Origin of the sequence: Clostridium sp. 1001271B_151109_B4 (assembly GCF_015670405.1) — a bacterium.
GTDB lineage: Bacteria > Bacillota > Clostridia > Clostridiales > Clostridiaceae > Clostridium.
Map to the genome: position 1 here is coordinate 94,398 of NZ_JADPBQ010000010.1, position 17,289 is coordinate 111,686.

General features: G+C 28.6%; 16 protein-coding genes. All 16 read right to left on the reverse strand.

Annotated features, from left to right (window positions below):
• Positions 1 to 1,800, reverse strand: a complete 1,800-nt coding sequence (uidA, locus tag I4V63_RS08685; RefSeq protein WP_196000902.1) for a beta-glucuronidase — start codon at positions 1,798 to 1,800, stop codon at positions 1 to 3.
• A gap of 65 nt (positions 1,801 to 1,865) precedes the next feature.
• Positions 1,866 to 2,891: a sugar kinase gene (locus I4V63_RS08690; RefSeq protein WP_196000903.1), complete on the reverse strand. Its 1,026-nt coding sequence runs from the start codon at positions 2,889 to 2,891 to the stop codon at positions 1,866 to 1,868.
• Between the two features lie 36 nt (positions 2,892 to 2,927).
• Complete coding sequence (locus I4V63_RS08695; RefSeq protein ID WP_196000904.1) at positions 2,928 to 3,776, reverse strand: HAD hydrolase-like protein; 849 nt, start codon at positions 3,774 to 3,776, stop codon at positions 2,928 to 2,930.
• A 311-nt stretch (positions 3,777 to 4,087) separates the two neighbouring features.
• Entirely contained in the window at positions 4,088 to 4,972 is an 885-nt protein-coding gene (locus tag I4V63_RS08700) for a HAMP domain-containing sensor histidine kinase (protein ID WP_196000905.1), read from the reverse strand.
• Between the two features lie 264 nt (positions 4,973 to 5,236).
• Positions 5,237 to 6,853 carry an ABC transporter permease gene (locus tag I4V63_RS08705; RefSeq protein ID WP_196000906.1) on the reverse strand — a complete coding sequence of 539 codons (1,617 nt, stop codon included), beginning with the start codon at positions 6,851 to 6,853 and terminating at the stop codon, positions 5,237 to 5,239.
• Positions 6,846 to 7,559, reverse strand: coding sequence for an ABC transporter ATP-binding protein (locus tag I4V63_RS08710; protein ID WP_196000907.1), 714 nt, complete (start codon positions 7,557 to 7,559; stop codon positions 6,846 to 6,848). Before I4V63_RS08710 ends, I4V63_RS08705 begins: the two co-directional genes overlap by 8 nt.
• A gap of 40 nt (positions 7,560 to 7,599) precedes the next feature.
• Positions 7,600 to 7,725 (reverse strand): hypothetical protein, encoded by a 126-nt coding sequence (locus I4V63_RS15810; protein WP_279325752.1) that lies wholly within the window; start codon positions 7,723 to 7,725, stop codon positions 7,600 to 7,602.
• Positions 7,726 to 7,744: 19 nt separating this feature from the next.
• The gene (locus I4V63_RS08715; protein ID WP_196000908.1) at positions 7,745 to 8,626 is read right to left on the reverse strand and encodes an ABC transporter permease subunit; all 882 of its coding nucleotides are present in this window, start codon (positions 8,624 to 8,626) and stop codon (positions 7,745 to 7,747) included.
• Positions 8,619 to 9,542: an ATP-binding cassette domain-containing protein gene (locus tag I4V63_RS08720; protein ID WP_196000909.1), complete on the reverse strand. Its 924-nt coding sequence runs from the start codon at positions 9,540 to 9,542 to the stop codon at positions 8,619 to 8,621. The genes I4V63_RS08715 and I4V63_RS08720 overlap by 8 nt, the downstream gene beginning before the upstream one ends.
• 192 nt (positions 9,543 to 9,734) lie before the next feature.
• Entirely contained in the window at positions 9,735 to 9,875 is a 141-nt protein-coding gene (locus I4V63_RS08725) for a hypothetical protein (RefSeq protein ID WP_196000910.1), read from the reverse strand.
• 75 nt (positions 9,876 to 9,950) lie between these two features.
• Complete coding sequence (locus I4V63_RS08730) at positions 9,951 to 10,649, reverse strand: response regulator transcription factor (RefSeq protein WP_196000911.1); 699 nt, start codon at positions 10,647 to 10,649, stop codon at positions 9,951 to 9,953.
• Positions 10,650 to 10,913: 264 nt separating this feature from the next.
• Positions 10,914 to 12,887: an excinuclease ABC subunit UvrB gene (gene uvrB / locus I4V63_RS08735; RefSeq protein ID WP_196000912.1), complete on the reverse strand. Its 1,974-nt coding sequence runs from the start codon at positions 12,885 to 12,887 to the stop codon at positions 10,914 to 10,916.
• 107 nt (positions 12,888 to 12,994) lie between these two features.
• Positions 12,995 to 14,263: a PDZ domain-containing protein gene (locus tag I4V63_RS08740; protein WP_196000913.1), complete on the reverse strand. Its 1,269-nt coding sequence runs from the start codon at positions 14,261 to 14,263 to the stop codon at positions 12,995 to 12,997.
• 15 nt (positions 14,264 to 14,278) lie between these two features.
• Entirely contained in the window at positions 14,279 to 15,544 is a 1,266-nt protein-coding gene (locus I4V63_RS08745) for a S41 family peptidase (RefSeq protein WP_196000914.1), read from the reverse strand.
• A gap of 144 nt (positions 15,545 to 15,688) precedes the next feature.
• A complete protein-coding gene (gene ftsX / locus I4V63_RS08750) occupies positions 15,689 to 16,579 on the reverse strand; it encodes a permease-like cell division protein FtsX (RefSeq protein WP_196000915.1) in 891 nt (296 codons plus the stop codon).
• Positions 16,569 to 17,255, reverse strand: a complete 687-nt coding sequence (ftsE, locus tag I4V63_RS08755; RefSeq protein WP_196000916.1) for a cell division ATP-binding protein FtsE — start codon at positions 17,253 to 17,255, stop codon at positions 16,569 to 16,571. The genes ftsX and ftsE overlap by 11 nt, the downstream gene beginning before the upstream one ends.
• Between the last annotated feature and the right edge of the window lie 34 nt (positions 17,256 to 17,289).

The following is a 17,289-nucleotide window of genomic DNA, read 5'->3' on the forward strand; positions in this document are numbered from 1 at the left end:
CTATTTTTTATAACCGAACTCTGGTATATTAGTCCATCTTTCACGTAATGCATGAGCTATCATTTTAGGCTTTCTTTCTCTAGTAAATATACCCTTCTTATTACCTTGAACTCTTATAATACCTTGACTTGTAGCAAAATCTGCAAAATTCCATGTTTGTTCTCCAACAAAGTTTTTGCATTTATCTACAACTTCATGGTTAGCTTTATAATATTCTACTTGGTATTCTTCTGTAAACATAACTGGAACTGTATCATGTAAACCTGCAACAGTATCTGCCCCATATTCGGTGAACATTATTGGTTTATTAGGGCATCTCTCTTCCCATCCCTTTAATTCATCATCAAGCAATCTTTTTGCTTCTTCTAAATCTCCACCAGCAACATACCATCCATAATATCTATTTAAACATAATACATCTACTATATCTCCAACTTTACACTTATCAGGAGTAGACATTAAATACGTAACTACAGTAACTGGTCTCTTTTGAGGGTCTAACTCCTTAGTTAATTTTATTAATGGCTCAAAATATTCTTTTGCTCCTTCTGAATCAGAGTCAGGTTCATTTGCTACAGACCACATCACAACGCATGGATGATTCTTGTCCCTTGCTACTAACTCTCTTAAAACTTGCTCATGAGCTTCTTTAGTTTGGATTTCTTTCCATGTATCTCTCTTATCTACATCTCCACCAAATCCAGTAGCCATAAAGTTTAAATGTACTCCTACTGCAGGTGTTTCATCAATTACAACTATACCTTCTCTATCTGCAAGTCTCATTATTTCTTCTGAATAAGGATAATGTGCTGTTCTAAAAGAATTCGCTCCAATCCATTTCATTAAATTGAAATCTTTAATATTAACAGCTTCATTCATCCCCCTTCCATTAATATAAGAATCTTCATGCTTACCAAAGCCTTTAAAATAGAACGGTTTATTGTTAATTAAGAACTTACCTTCTTTAACTTCAACTTTTCTTACTCCAAACTCTTCTAAGTAAGTATCAATTATAGAGTCATTGTCTAATAGCTCTACTTTTAATTTATATAGATATGCATTCATTGGTTCCCATAACTTAACGTTATCTATAACTAGTTTTCCACACTTTCCTGTTGCTTGTGAAACTACATTATTATCTTCATCAATTATTGATACACTAATGTTACCTTCTCCTACTGTTTTAATTTCATAATTAACATATCCTGTTGCTTCTTCAAAATCAGTAACAATAGTTATGTCTTCTACATAATTCTTTGGAGTTGTATATATTTTTACAGGTCTATGTATTCCTGCATAATTGAAGAAGTCAAAGTTAACTGAATTCTTAATAACTTTTTTTCCATCAATCTCTACTTCTTTTACTAACCCAACTGGTAAAGTAGTTTCATCGATTATATTATTTACAGCAACAGTTAATCTATTTTCACCTTGTATTAGTAAATTATTTATTTCTGCTTCAAATGGAGTAAATCCACCCTTATGCTCAACTAATAATTCTCCATTTAAATATACTTTTGCTTCATGAGTCACTGACCCAAATCTTAGCACTATTCTTTCATTCATTAAAAATTTAGGAATAACAAAATTTCTTTCATACCATACCCAGCCCACATGGTCTCTTACTTCTTGACTTTCTACTAAGTCATTATATGATGCTGGAACAGCCATTTCCATTGTTTCTTTTAGAGGCGTGTTCTTCCACTCCTCTGTAAGACTGTTACCATTGTCTAATTTAAATCTCCATATCCCATTTAAGTCTATTAATTGTCTTGATTCTGTAATTATTGGATATAACATAATAACCCCTCCTAAAATTTGTTATAATTTATTTATATTTTTATTGTTAGCTATAAAAAATTTTTTTATCTTTTAACATTGCATAAGCCATTATCAATAAATGAATTAATTGTATCTTCATCAATAATATTTATATCTCCTATTATTGAATGCTTTAATGCACTTGCACATGTCCCAAATTCAACGATTCTCTCATTTTCCATTTCATTTAAAACTCCATGAAGTATTCCTGCTGTAAAAGCATCTCCACCACCAACTCTGTCTAATATATCAAATGTATACTTATTTGATTTAAATAAGTTATTTCCATCAAATAAATATCCCTGTAAAGTATTATTATTTATTGAATTTACAGTTCTCTTAGTGCATGATGCAAACCTTAAATTTGGATACTTTTTAAATAAATTTTCATAGTGATACTTTAATCTTTCTTCAAATTCTAAATTTTCATCCTCAAATTTAAGTATATTTATCATATCTAGATAGCCTAAAAAAGCAAAATCTATATAAGGTAATACTTCTTCCAATACTTCCCTTGCTTCATCTATAGACCAAAGCTTTGACCTATAATTTGAGTCATAAGAAACCAATATCCCTTGGTTTTTACACTCCTTCACAATATCAATTATAAGTTCCTTCAAATTACTACTTAAAGCTGGTGTTATTCCTGATAAATGAACTAATCCAACACCTTTTAGCATATTTTTTATATTAAATTCTTCTTTTTTTGCCATAGAAATGGCTGAATATTTTCTATCATATATAACTTCAGTACTTCTAAGACCATGTCCAATTTCTGAATAATATACACCTAATCTGCCTTGTCCTATTATGATATCCTCTACATTGACATTATAACTTCTAAACTTACTTATAACTTTTTTCCCCAAATAATTATCTGGTAGCTTTGTTATAAATTTAGTATCATGGCCTAGTATAGCAAGACTTGCTATTACATTTGCTTCTCCTCCAGAATATACAGCTTCAAAAGAATCTGATTGTATTATTTTTTGATTATTAGGAGGAGTAAGCCTTAACATTATTTCTCCAAAACCTAATATCTTTTTACTTTTGAACTCTATGTTTTTCACCTTAACTCCACCCTTTACTTAAATTATATATGATTTTTATTTAGATAAGTTTGATTTAAATTCATTTATAACCTTCTCTTGATACTCCCCTATATATGAATTATCAACAAATTTTTTCAAAGCCTCTCTAGTAAATCTATTCCAAGACTCCTTTTCCTTTTTAACCATTATTGGATAATATAAAACTTCATTTGATTCAGCAGCTTTAAGATCCCCTAAAGCATCTCCAACCATTAAAACATTTCTTCTATTATATCCTTTTTCAATAAGCTTACTTATACAATAGGCCTTTGAACCAACATTTTGAGTTAAAACTATATCAACGTTTTCTAAAAGTCCATTATGACTCCATTCATCTAATACTGCTTTTTCATTTGCAGATGATACTATTGCTATATCTGCAATTTTTTTAGCTTCTATTATAGCTTCCTTCACACCCTCAAATGGGCATTTTTCCTCTTCACTTAATAAATCAATAGATTTATTGACAGCTCTTGACCATTCTAAAGCTTTTCTTATACAAATGTTGTTTGTTGTTTTCTCTATTTCTTTTTCTAAAGATTCATTAGACAGTTCTAAGGTTTTCTCTGTCCACTTTAAAAACTCATCTAATCCTTCAATTTTTATATATTTATCATTAATTTCTGTAAGTGCTACTGCTAATCCCTTAAATCTATTTATTCCCCTAGTTAATGTATAAAGATTAACTTTATTCCAACTATCTAATATAGGTTCCCTCCACTCTTCAAGATCCCATTCAGTAATCATACAAGGTCCAAAACATTTTATATGCTTTATATCCATAGTATCTATTGCACATCCATCAGAATCTATACAAATAAGAAAATCTTTTTGTTTATTAAATTTTTCTAAAATATTCCCCATTACTTCCACCTACTATTAATTGTTTTAAGACCGGCCATAGTTCATGTTAATAAATCTGTGTTAAGTTTAATATTTTATGAAAGGTGTTTAAGTTTAACTATGTGGTGTCTAAGTTTAACTATGTGGTTTTTAATTAACAATACTCTTATAGCCTAGTCTTATAAAAATAAATTTTCATCCTCTTACTAGTATACTAGCATATTAGTATTTTTATTTCAATGATTTTCGAATACCTTTTCATTTATTTATAAAAAAAATACAAGCAAATACTTTTCTTAAATTTGCTTGCATTTATTATAAATATTTTTATCCTATTTCCATAAAATTTGTATTGTCAATTCTTCGTTTTTTAATGTTGAATTTATACTACATCCTAATTTTTCTACTAAAACCCTAGTTATATACAATCCCAATCCTGTATTTCTATCACTTCTTGATTTATCCACAGTATAGAATCTCTCAAATAATTTATCCACATTTTCTTCCATTAAATCTGTTGTTTTGTTAATAAACTCTGTTATTATTACATCATCCTTTTGTTTTAAAGTAATTTTTACATAACTTTCACCATGTTTAATTATATTTCCTATTAAATTAGTAAAAATTCTTGTAATAGCTCCTTCATCCGATATAATTTCTCTAATATTTTCGTCTACTTCAATAATCGGATTAATATTATTATTAATAAAATCATTGTAAAATGCGGCTATATTTTCGCATAATATGTTTTTTAAATTTACCTTTTTATAATTAAAGTTATACTCATTTCCCTCTATTCTAGATAAATCGTAAAAACTACTAATAAGCTGTTGTAATGATTTTGCTCTATTTTCTACAATATCTATATACTCATTTTTTTCCTCTTCCGATATACCTTCTAATCTTGCTATTTGCAAATATCCCATTATTGATGTTAATGGTGTTCTTAAATCATGGGACATATTAGATATACTAGCCCTTAATTCTTCTTCGTTCTTATTCTTCTCTGCAACAATCCTTTGTTTAGAATCAAAAATCAAATTTATATTTTCAACTAAAGACTCTATATCCTTATCTACAGATTTTGTTTTTATATTTACATATTCATCTAAATTATTATTAATTTGCTTACTTATTCTTTTAAATTCTCTTTTATATCCTATAATAACAGCTATTAAAACAATAATTATTGCTATTAAAATACACGTTATCCCCATATTCTCTCCTATTCTATATATAAATTCATTACATATATGCCCTTAGATATACTCCCTCATAATTAAAATTTTAGATTTTATTAATTAAACTTCTTAATTTATTTGTATATAAATGCAAATTTAATTTTATTAATGTCAAAATTAAAATTATTCTTTAAGTATACTATATGCTCTATGCTTAATCCTTCCAACAGTCTATAAATATAAACAAGCCACCTCAAGAGAATGTTCTAAAAAATAAACTTTTCTCCGAGGTAACTTTTTTTACAATCTATTAAACTTTTCACTACCTATATTATTCAATACCTTAATTGAACCAAATAAAACTATTAAAAACATCATTAATACTGTACTTAAAATAATCATCATATTGGTAATATTGAATACTTGCACTAATGCAACAGCTACTCCCACAACTACTAATATTAATATAAATACTAATAAAATAGTAACTAATACACTTGCGCTTTGTTTTACTACCGTTGTTGGATTTGTCCATTCCATCTTTGGAAAATATAAATTGGTTATTATCCCTATTATAGCTGATATAACTGCAAATACTATGCTAATTATTAAATTGAAAATTAGATACTTAATCTCGAATTTTAATCCTATATAAAATATTATATTAGCTATAATTGATGCTGGAATTGTTATTATTAAATTAGTTATTATCTTTCCCTTAAAAATATCCTTAGGCTCTATTGGTAATGATTTTAATATCCATAACCTATTTCCTTCTAATGATATTGATGAGTTTGTTGTACAAGATAATCCTATAGTAAACACTAATATAACTAATACTCCTATGGGAATTATATTAACTATTTCAGGATATCCTAAAAATACTGCTAATGTTTCCTTGCTTATAAATAATGTTGCTATAGCTGCTGCAACTAATAATACCATTCCAACTGCTGTGTTCATAACATAAATAGGTGTTGCAAAATATCTTCTTAGCTCCTGTGTAACTAATGCTTTTGTTATACTGCTTGCTTCTAATTCTGCCACCTTATAATTTGCCTTCTTATAGCTTTCTGATAATTTCCCATTTATAGCTTTAAATGTCTTACTAAACACTAAAACAAATATTAAAAATGGAACTGTTGATATTAGTATAAACTTTATTAAACTAACTATATCATAACTTACTAAAGCTTCTTTTAAATACATTGCAGGTGGGTATATTCTAGATAATCCATTTACTATTGAATCACTATTTGCAATAAATGCATTAATATAACTTTGCATATTCATTAAAACTATCATAATTAATAAAACTGCTATCATACCAACAATTGTAGTTGCTATATTTTTATGCTTAAACCTTGATGATACAAATGTTATAGCAACAGCTATTATTGAAGCTGCTATTATTGGGAGCATTGGTATAAATATTAATCCTATTATTAATATAATGAAGAAAATCCATGATAAACTTCCATTATAAATAAAATATACTATTGAAGCTGGTACTATTATAAGTGCTGTTCCTATATAACTTATAGACATTAAACTTAATATTTTACTAGTTAATATTGTACTATTTTTTATAGGAAGAGCCATTAATACGTCATAATCTTTTGAGCTAAACAATGTTCCTTGTGCTTTATAAATTGATGTTATAAAGCTTAAAATACATGAAAATAATACCGCAATTATTAATATTAAATCTAAATATCCCATTGGTTTTAATACTGTAGCTAATCCAATTGAGTATGATGTGGCCATAAAACATATTACTATTGCTATTAATACTAGTGTTGCTGTACTAATTAATAATTTCTTTTTTTCTTTAGAAGTACTTACTCCCTTAGATAGTGAATTAATTCCTGTATTATTTATAAATGAATTTTTTAATAAAATAAATAAATTACTCATTATCAATCAACTCCATAAAGACATCTTCTAGAGAATTATTACCCTTAACTTGTTCAGTAGTACCCTCTGCAACTATCTTTCCTCCCTTAATAATTGCAATCTTATCACATAATTTTTCCGCTACCTCTAGTACATGTGTTGAAAAGAATATTGCACTCCCTTCATTACAAAGCTCTCTCATTATCTCTTTAAGTGTATGGGAAGCCTTAGGATCTAATCCAACAAACGGTTCATCTAATATTAATAACTTTGGTTTATGAATTAATGCAGATATTACTGCTAACTTTTGTTTCATACCATGAGAATATGAAGAAATTAAATCCCCTAGATATTTAGTTAATTCAAGTTTATCACCATAATACTTAATTAACTTTTCTCTTTGTTCTTTACTTATTTTATAAATATCTGCAATAAAACTTAAATATTGTATTCCTGTTAAAGCTTCATAAAGATCCGGATTATCTGGAATATATGCCATTATCTTTTTACATTCTACTGGATTGTTCTTAATAGATTTACTATCTATTAATATATCACCTTCATTAAATTCCAATATTCCGACTATAGATTTAATCGTTGTTGTTTTTCCTGCACCATTATGCCCTATAAATCCAAATATCTCTCCACTATTTACAGTTAAAGATATATTATCAACTGCTTTTTTACCTTTTGAATATTCTTTTGAAAAATTCTTTATTTCTAACATACTATTTCTCCCCTTACTCATCACCATTTTTATAACAGTCTTATAAATTTGAAAGTAATGTAAAAACTTGAATTACTATAGCTAATAATGATAAAATTATATGCCTTTTTATCTGTGCTGATTCACCATTTCTATTAGGCAAAAATCCTAATTTAATATTAATCATTTCAAGTAACTAACCTTTATTATTTTATATCTTGAGCCTTAAATATTCTTATTCCTACAAATAATGAAATTCCTATTGTTACTAATGAAATTATTACTGATCTTAGTAAATCTCCATTTCCCGCTTTAATTGAAGTTGCTAATGCTGAATTATAAAATGGTAATACTTCATAAATCCTATCAAACCAAGGATATATTCCGTATAAGAATCCTGCAAATGTTGGAACCCCTATAAATATTGCTACTGTTATTCCTATTGTAGTTCCATTGCTTTTTACTAATGTTGCTATAACCATAGCCAATGCTGCTACTGCTGAACTAGCTATAACTGACACCATAAATGTTTTTATCATTCCTACTAATTGTAAAAATTCAAAGGTTTCTCCCCATCCATTCATAATAATTACAATTACCGTTGGTAATATTGTCATAACTGCTGATATTATTGCAATTGCTACAACCATTGCTACAAATTTTGCTAGATAAAACTCTTCTCTTTTTTTGCCATAAGCTAAAAAATTCTTTATTGTCCCTTGTGAATATTCCTTTGCCATTAATGCTGCTACTAATATTCCTATTAATATTTCCATGACCCCTGAACCAAATGAGGCATGATATACTTCTATGGCTGTTGGATTCATCATATCTTTAGCTTTTAAGTGAATTCCTACTTCACCTGGTGTTACTATTGCATCACTATCTGACATTGCTGTCATTTGCTCCATAAGCATTGCTTTTTGTTCTTCTGGCATATCACCTAAGCTATCACTAAGTATTTGTTCAAAAATAGGTGAGCACATAACTACTGTCAATGTAGATAACAAAACTGTAACACATATTAGCACCGCAAATGTTCTATTTTTAAATAATTTATATAATTCTGCTTGTATTGCTTTAATCATTCAAAACACCTCCAACTGCATTCATAAAGTACTCCTCCAAATTTTCCCCCTTAACACTTATACCTTCAACAATAATTCCAGCCTTTGAAAGCATTGAATTTACTTCACCAACATTATCTAAATTAGAAAATACCTTTATATTGTTATCCTCTAACACCTCATAATCACTTATTCCTAGCTCTCTTTCTAATAAAGTTACTGCTCTAGCTGCATCATCTACCTTTAAATCTATATATTGTCTACATTTTTCAGATAGTTGTTTAGCTGTTATTTCTTCAATTAATTTTCCCTTTGAGATTATTCCATAAGTTGTTGCAAGTTCTGATAACTCACTTAATATATGGCTTGATATTAACATTGTCATGTCCTTTTCTTTATTTATCTTCTTTAATAATTCTCTTATTTCAACGATTCCCATTGGATCAAGTCCATTTATAGGTTCATCTAGTATAAGTAATTTAGGATTTCCCATTAGTGCATTTGCAATCCCCAATCTTTGTCTCATTCCTAAAGAAAAGTTTTTAACTTTTTTCTTTTCAACATCCTTTAAGCCAACTAATTCTAATACCTCATCTATACATTTCTTTCCCGGTATATTCCTTACTAATCTAGATACTTCTAGGTTTTCCCTTGCAGTCATATTTGTATAAAATGAAGGTGTTTCAATTAAACTTCCAACCATTGTTCGCGCTTTATTTAACTCATTTTCTCCATTTGCCCCTAAAAGCTCTATTTCTCCACCACTCTTATGAATCAATCCTGTAATAAGTCTAATTAATGTTGTTTTACCAGCACCATTTTGACCTATAAATCCATATATATCTCCTTTTTTAATAGTCATATTAATATTATCTACAGCCAGTTGTTCACCATATTTCTTAGTAATGTTATATGTCTTCAATACAACTTCTTTCATTTTTATTTACCCCCTAAGTAATAATTTATCTATCACTTCTTTTTTATTTAAATTCTTAATTTACTTACATTGTATATTCATAGTTGTAAGATACCTTAAAGAAAATATTAAGAAAGTATTAAGTTTTCAGAGATAATAAATAAGATTAAAAAATGGTTGGTAGAACTAATTAATTTTTCTACCAACCACTATTTAAATTGTATAATTACATTTTTTAAATATACTATTTCCTATTGTAATTTTCTTTCCTACAGACTTATTGTTTAGTTCTTTACTCTCAATAGATTCCTTTGTTACTTTTACAAGTAATTGCTTCTGTTCTAATTCAAGCAAATAATAAGCTACCCAATTACTAGCATAATCAGCTAATTGTAATACTCCTGGTAATGCTATAAAATCAGTTATTAGTTATTCTTTTAATTTAAATCCAATTCCCCATACTGTTTGTATATATTCATTTTCCTTATCTATCTTAGATATCTTTGATCTTAAATTACTAATATGTACATTAACAGTATTGTCATCTCCAATAAATTCATCTTTCCAAACTGATTCAAATAAATTTGCTCTTGTAAACACCTTATTAGGATTATTAATTAGCAATTCCAATATATCAAATTCCCTAACTGTTAAATTTATATCTATTCCATTTACCTGTACTTGTCTACTATCTATATCTAAAGTTAAATTTTTATGAGTTAATTTATTATTACTTCTTTTTTTAGAACTTGAAAATGCTGTATATCTCCTTAATTGTGCCTCTACCCTAGCCAAGACTTCATTTATATCAAATGGCTTGCTGATAAAATCATCTGCGCCCATCTTTAAGACTCCAATTTTATCCTCTTGGGTTGTTTTAGCTGATGCAACTATTATTGGCATTATATAATCTTCTCTGATTTCTTTTATTAAGTCTTCTCCACATATTCCTGGCAACATTAAATCTAAAATTACAAGATCATATTGAGTCTGCTCAATACACATCTTTGCTTCTGACCCGGAATATGCACCCCTTACATAATATCCATTTTGACTTAATATCTTACATAATAGCCCATTTATATCCCAATCATCTTCAACAACTAATATTTTGTTACTTGAATTCATAAGCTATCCATCCCCCATCCCCATACCAAATAATTATTTAAATTATATCAAACAATTATACTTATATAAATTAATATTTATTAAAAAAATGATTCCTACATTACATAGGAATCATTTAACATAAATTAAAAATATATATTGGATATGAGTGTTTTGTTATATTTGCAAAACTGTTCAAGAACAGTATATCATATATACTATTATTTAAATTATGATACTTTTAAATGATTCTTATAAGAATACTTAATGCAATTTCCTAGGAAATTATTTTTCCTTCAAATCATTAATCATATCTCTAAGCTCAGCTGCTCTTTCAAATTGAAGATTCTTAGCTGCATCTTTCATTTCTTCAGTATATTGCTTAATTAACTTCTTCTTCTCCTTCTCAGTTAAAGTAGAAGATTCCTTACTAACATTATATTCTGAAGAATCTTCTGCAACCTTCGTTGCTTCAATTACATCTCTTATATCCTTAATAATTGTCTTTGGTACAATACCATGCTCTTCATTATACTTCATTTGAATTTCTCTTCTTCTGTTTGTTTCTTTAATAGCTCTATCCATAGATCCAGTCATTTTATCTGCATACATAATTACTTTACTTTCAGAATTTCTAGCTGCTCTACCTATAGTTTGAACCATAGATGTTTCTGAACGTAAGAATCCTTCTTTATCTGCATCTAAAATTGCAACAAGAGCAACTTCTGGAATATCTAAACCTTCTCTTAAAAGGTTAATTCCAACAAGGACATCAAACTCACCTAATCTTAAATTCCTTATTATCTCCATTCTTTCAATAGTCTTTATATCAGAATGCATATAAGTCGTCTTAATTCCTAATTCAGTTAAATACTTAGTTAAATCTTCTGCCATCCTCTTAGTTAACGTTGTAACTAAAGTTCTAAATCCTCTTTCTGTTGTTTTAATTATTTCTGCATAAAGGTCATCTATTTGCCCTGTTACAGGTCTAATTTCAACTACAGGATCTAACAGTCCAGTAGGTCTTATTATTTGCTCTGCAATATTAGTCGAATGATCTAATTCGTATTGAGCTGGCGTTGCAGAAACAAAGATAAGCTGATTAATTTTACTTTCAAACTCATTAAATTTAAGTGGTCTATTATCATAAGCACATGGAAGTCTAAATCCATATTCAACTAATGTATCTTTTCTCGATCTATCCCCTGCATACATTGCCCTACATTGTGGTAAAGTAACATGGCTTTCATCTATGAACATTAAATAATCATCTGGGAAGTAATCTAATAAAGTCTTTGGTGGTGTACCTGGTGCTCTTCCATCTAAAACTCTTGAATAATTTTCTATTCCACTACAATATCCCATTTCCTTAATCATTTCTATATCGTAATTAGTTCTTTGTCTTAATCTTTGAGCCTCTAATAACTTATCTTGAGATGTTAGCTCTCTTAATCTATCTTCTAATTCATCTTCAATTTGCTTTATTGCCTTATTTAAAGTTTCTTGAGATGCAGCAAAGTGAGAAGCTGGGAAAATAGCAACATGCTCTCTTTCACCTAATATCTTTCCTGTTAATATATCAAACTCCCTTATTCTATCAATTTCATCACCAAAGAATTCTATTCTAATTCCTTTAGTTGAAGATGAAGCTGGAACAATATCTAATGAATCTCCTCTAACTCTAAATGTACCTCTAGAAAAATCAATATCATTTCTTTCATATTGAATTTCTATAAGTTTCTTAATTATTTCATCTCTTTCCTTTTCCATTCCGACTCTTAAAGAAATAGTTAACTTCTTATATTCATCTGGATTACCTAATCCATATATACAAGATACTGATGCTACTATTATTACATCTCTTCTTTCAAATAATGCTGACGTAGCCGAGTGTCTTAATTTATCTATTTCATCATTTATAGAAGCATCCTTTTCAATAAAGGTATCAGTTTGTGGAACATATGCTTCGGGCTGATAATAATCATAGTATGATACAAAATATTCTACTATATTATCTGGAAAGAACTCTCTAAATTCTGAACATAATTGCGCTGCTAATGTTTTATTATGAGCTAAAACTATAGTAGGTTTTTGTACCCTTTCTATTATATTTGCCATTGTATATGTCTTACCAGAACCAGTTACTCCTAGTAATGTTTGATATTTTTCATTTTTTTCTATTCCTGAGACTAAACTATCTATAGCTGTAGGTTGGTCTCCAGTTGGTTTAAACTTAGAATGTATCTTAAATTCTCCCATGTATATCAACTCCAAATTTTTCTTATTTACATAAATACATTTTACTTTCTATCTTCACCATTTTCAAAACTTTTATAACAAAAAGTAGAGGTTAGTATAACTTTCCTCTACTTCTTATTTTTAAGCTCATCAATTATATTTTTTAAATCATCTGGTTTTATTTCAAACATATCTTCTTTTTTAACCATCTTTGGTACTAAAAGGAGTCCTAATCTTTTGTTTCTAGGTTGTACAATATATTCTAATACTTGTCCTGAATTATTTTTTATTTTAATTGGTATATTAAATATTGTCTCTCTAGCAGCTTTAAATATATCGCCTTCTGACTGTATATTTTCTCCATTAATCTCAATAATTTTATCTCCACGCTTAATGCCAACTTCATATGCTGGTGAATTTGGTGTAACCTCAAGAACCATTATGCCTTCGTCATCACTAACATATAGACATTGTCCCTTTTTTTCTATATTAGTTTCATATCTCATAATTACTTCATAAGCTAAAGGTAGATAAATAATAGTAAATATCTCACCTAATATATTAATTCCTGCTAGTTGTGCTATTAACATAATAGAAATACCGTAAATTAAAATGGCTCCACCACATCTTAATGCTTTTACTTTTTTCTCTTGAGTAAAAGTGACATTTCCATAGCCCATCATTCCATACAATGGAATAGCTGCTATCATTGTAGTTGCCAATATTGCTAATGTTTCACTTCTATTAACTATAGGCCACCATGATGATACATTTAAATAAACCGAATCAGTTGTTGCTGCACTATTTGTAAAAATCATCAATATAGCTATTGGAACTGGCCAATATCTACTAAATGAAAATCCACCAACTATTTTATCATCCTTCTTTGTAAATACAGGAATTGCTCCTCTATTTCCATCTAATATTATTAAAATTCCCTCAAGTACATACATTACTCCAATAAAAGTAACTAATGATAATATGTTAATATTCATAAACAATTTCATTCCAGAAATATTACTAATTATCTTTAAACAAATTCCTATTATCCCTAAAATTGCTCCTGAATACGCATATGATATATATTTCTTTTTATAAAATAAAGATAATATTGATATCATAAATATAAATTCTATACCTGAGTTTTCATTAAATGTAACTCCAAGCACCGATAATATAATAGTTCCAATTGCACCTGCTAATATTCCTAATACAATCTGGGATAATGTTAATTCAAGAGGGGTATTAATCCCCTCTCCTAATGTCATCTTTTGGATAGACACAATCCTAACATTTTTGAAATAAAATATTATCCCAAATATTAAAATCATAAGTAAATGCATTGGCTCAATAATTGCTATTGCTATAGACTGTAAACTATGAATTATTAAATCCATCTTGAGCCTCCTAAATTAATTCTTTTCTTTTATTACCTCTAAGGCCTTTTGAAATTGTGGATCAATGCTTCTATCATAATCTTGGTCTAATATATCTTGTGGAATTTCCACAGTAATATCTGGTTCAATACCAGTACCATGTATATTTTCCCCATTTGGAGTGTAATACTTTGAAGTTGTAACCTTAAGTCCTCCCATTTCATTTGGTAAAACTTTAAGTTGTTGAACTATTCCTTTACCAAATGTAGTTGTTCCTATTGTTGTAGCAGCCTCATGATCCCTTAATGCACCTGTAACAACTTCTGATGCACTTGCACTTCCTCCATCAACAAGCACAACCAATGGTATTCCTATAGCATCTCCACCTATTGAGTTTGATATTACTTTTTTATTATATTTATCAATTGTATAAGTTACTACTTCTCCTTCTGGAATAAAATTAGAAGCAATTTCAACACATTCATTTAAGTATCCACCTGGGTTTCCTCTTAAATCTAATATTAGTTTTTTCATTCCTTGGTCTTTTAATTCATTTAATTTTTCACTAAACTTATCACTTACTTCTTCATCGCTAAAGGTACTTATTTGAATATATCCTATTCCATCTTCAAGTATTTCACCTTTTACTGATTCAGTTTTAATTTCAGCTCTTACAATTGTTACTTCAAAAGGTCCTTCAACCCCTTCCCTACTAATAGTTAAAGTAACTGGAGCACCTTCTTCACCTCTAACTCTTGAGACAACTGCTTCTGTATTTAAATCTGTAACTTCATAATCATCAACTTTTAATATTATATCCCCAGCTTTAAGTCCTGCTTCTTCTGCTGGTGAGCCCTCAACTGGTGCTATTATTGTAACATTATTATCTCTAACTCCTAACTGAGCTCCTATTCCATAGAAACTACCTTGGCTAGACTCCATAAATGCATTAAACTCCTCATTATCCATATAAACTGTATATGGATCTCCAACTGCTTCTGCCATTCCCTTCATTGCACCTTCAAGTAGCTTTTCATCATCTAACTCTCCATCATACATGGAAAATAGCATACTTCTTAAATTGAATAAATTTGAATACTTTCCTGAATCCTCAATGGCCTCTAAATCAGCAACTGCCTTTTCTGGCACAGATCCTATTACAATACCTTTAGTTGCTAACATGTTACCTAAGTAAAATATACCTAAATACGATACTCCAAGAAATGCTATGACTATTAAACCTTTTATAATTTTATATTTCTTTTTCTTTGGTTTAATTTCCCCTTCATTTAAATTCTCCATAAATATTCGTTCCTTTCTATATTTAATATATTATATTTACCCTTTATTTGCTTAAAACTACAACCCATAATAAATTAATGAGTTGTAGTTTCCAAATAATTTCTTTTATATATATATTTTTGCCTAATAAATGAATTCTATATACTATACAATTAAGAATTTTCTTAATGCAAATATACTTCCTATAGCTCCAACTACTACTCCTCCACCAACGAAGCAAGCTAATAATGTAGTTAAAACGAATTGTGGTTGTACTAGATTTACTATAAACATAGATGATACTATCCAACTAAATACACCGTTATATGCAAAGTATAATAGTATACTTGATACTAATGATCCAATCGCACCAATTACTATCCCTTCGATAACAAATGGCCATCTAATAAACCAGTCTGTTGCACCAACAAACTTCATAATTCCAACTTCTCTTCTTCTTGAATATACAGTAAGTTTAATTGTATTCATAATTAAGAATACAGATACACCTACAAACACTATAAATAAACCAATACCTACAATTTGAACTATATCAACAAATTTACTTATTGTATCAATAACATCTTGTTGATTTCCTATTCCCTCAACACCTGTCATATTTTCAACATTATTTATTACATCTTCTGCAGCTGCTGGGTCTTTTAAGTTAACTATAAATGAACTTGGTAATGGGTTGTTATTTAAATCATAACCTTCTAATAGACCTTCATTACTTCCTAAATTCTCTTTTAAATTTAAAAATGCTTCATCTTTTGATTCATATGTAACTTCGCTAACTTGCTCTTGCTCCATTAGTTTTAATTCTATTTCTTTTTGATCAACTAATTTTATGTCATCCTTAAGATATACTTGGATTTGAATTTTAGATGCTACATCTTCTATACTTTTATTAAAATTTAATGCTAATAAAGTAAACGTACCAAAAACGAAAAATGTTATTAACACTGTAATCATTGCAGCAATACTGATTGTCCTATTTCTTTTTATGCTTTTAAATGCATCAACTATAAAATAGTTTAACGTACTAATTCTCATTTTCGTACATCCCCTTCCTATCATCTCTTACTATCATTCCCTTATCAATAGCTATAACTCTTTTTTGCATATTATCAACTATGTCTTTTGCATGAGTAGCCATTAATATTGTAGTTCCTGATCTATTTATATCTTCTAATAAATCCATTATTTCCTTAGCTGTTTCTGGGTCAAGGTTACCTGTAGGCTCATCAGCTATTAATACTGATGGATTATTAACTATAGCTCTTGCTAATGATACCCTTTGTTGCTCTCCTCCAGATAATTCATTAGGGAACATCTTATACTTATGAGATAAGCCAACTAAAGATAATACCATAGGCACTCTTTTTCTAATTTCCCTTTGTGATGCTTCAACAACTCTCATTGCAAAAGCAACATTTTCATATACATTTAAAGTTGGTATAAGCCTAAAATCTTGGAATACCATACCTATTTTTCTTCTATAATATGGGACTTGTCTTCTAGTTACCTTAGATAGTTCTTTATCTGCAACTATAATTTCTCCCATTGTTGGATCTACTTCTTTTAGTAACATTTTTATGAATGTTGATTTACCTGCGCCAGAAGGCCCAACTAAAAAAACGAAATCTCCTGAATTAATTTTTATATTTACATTCGATAATGCTTTTACATTGTTGTCATATACCTTTGACACGTCCTTAAATTCAATCATAAATACACCTCTTTATATCATTAACTTATATGTC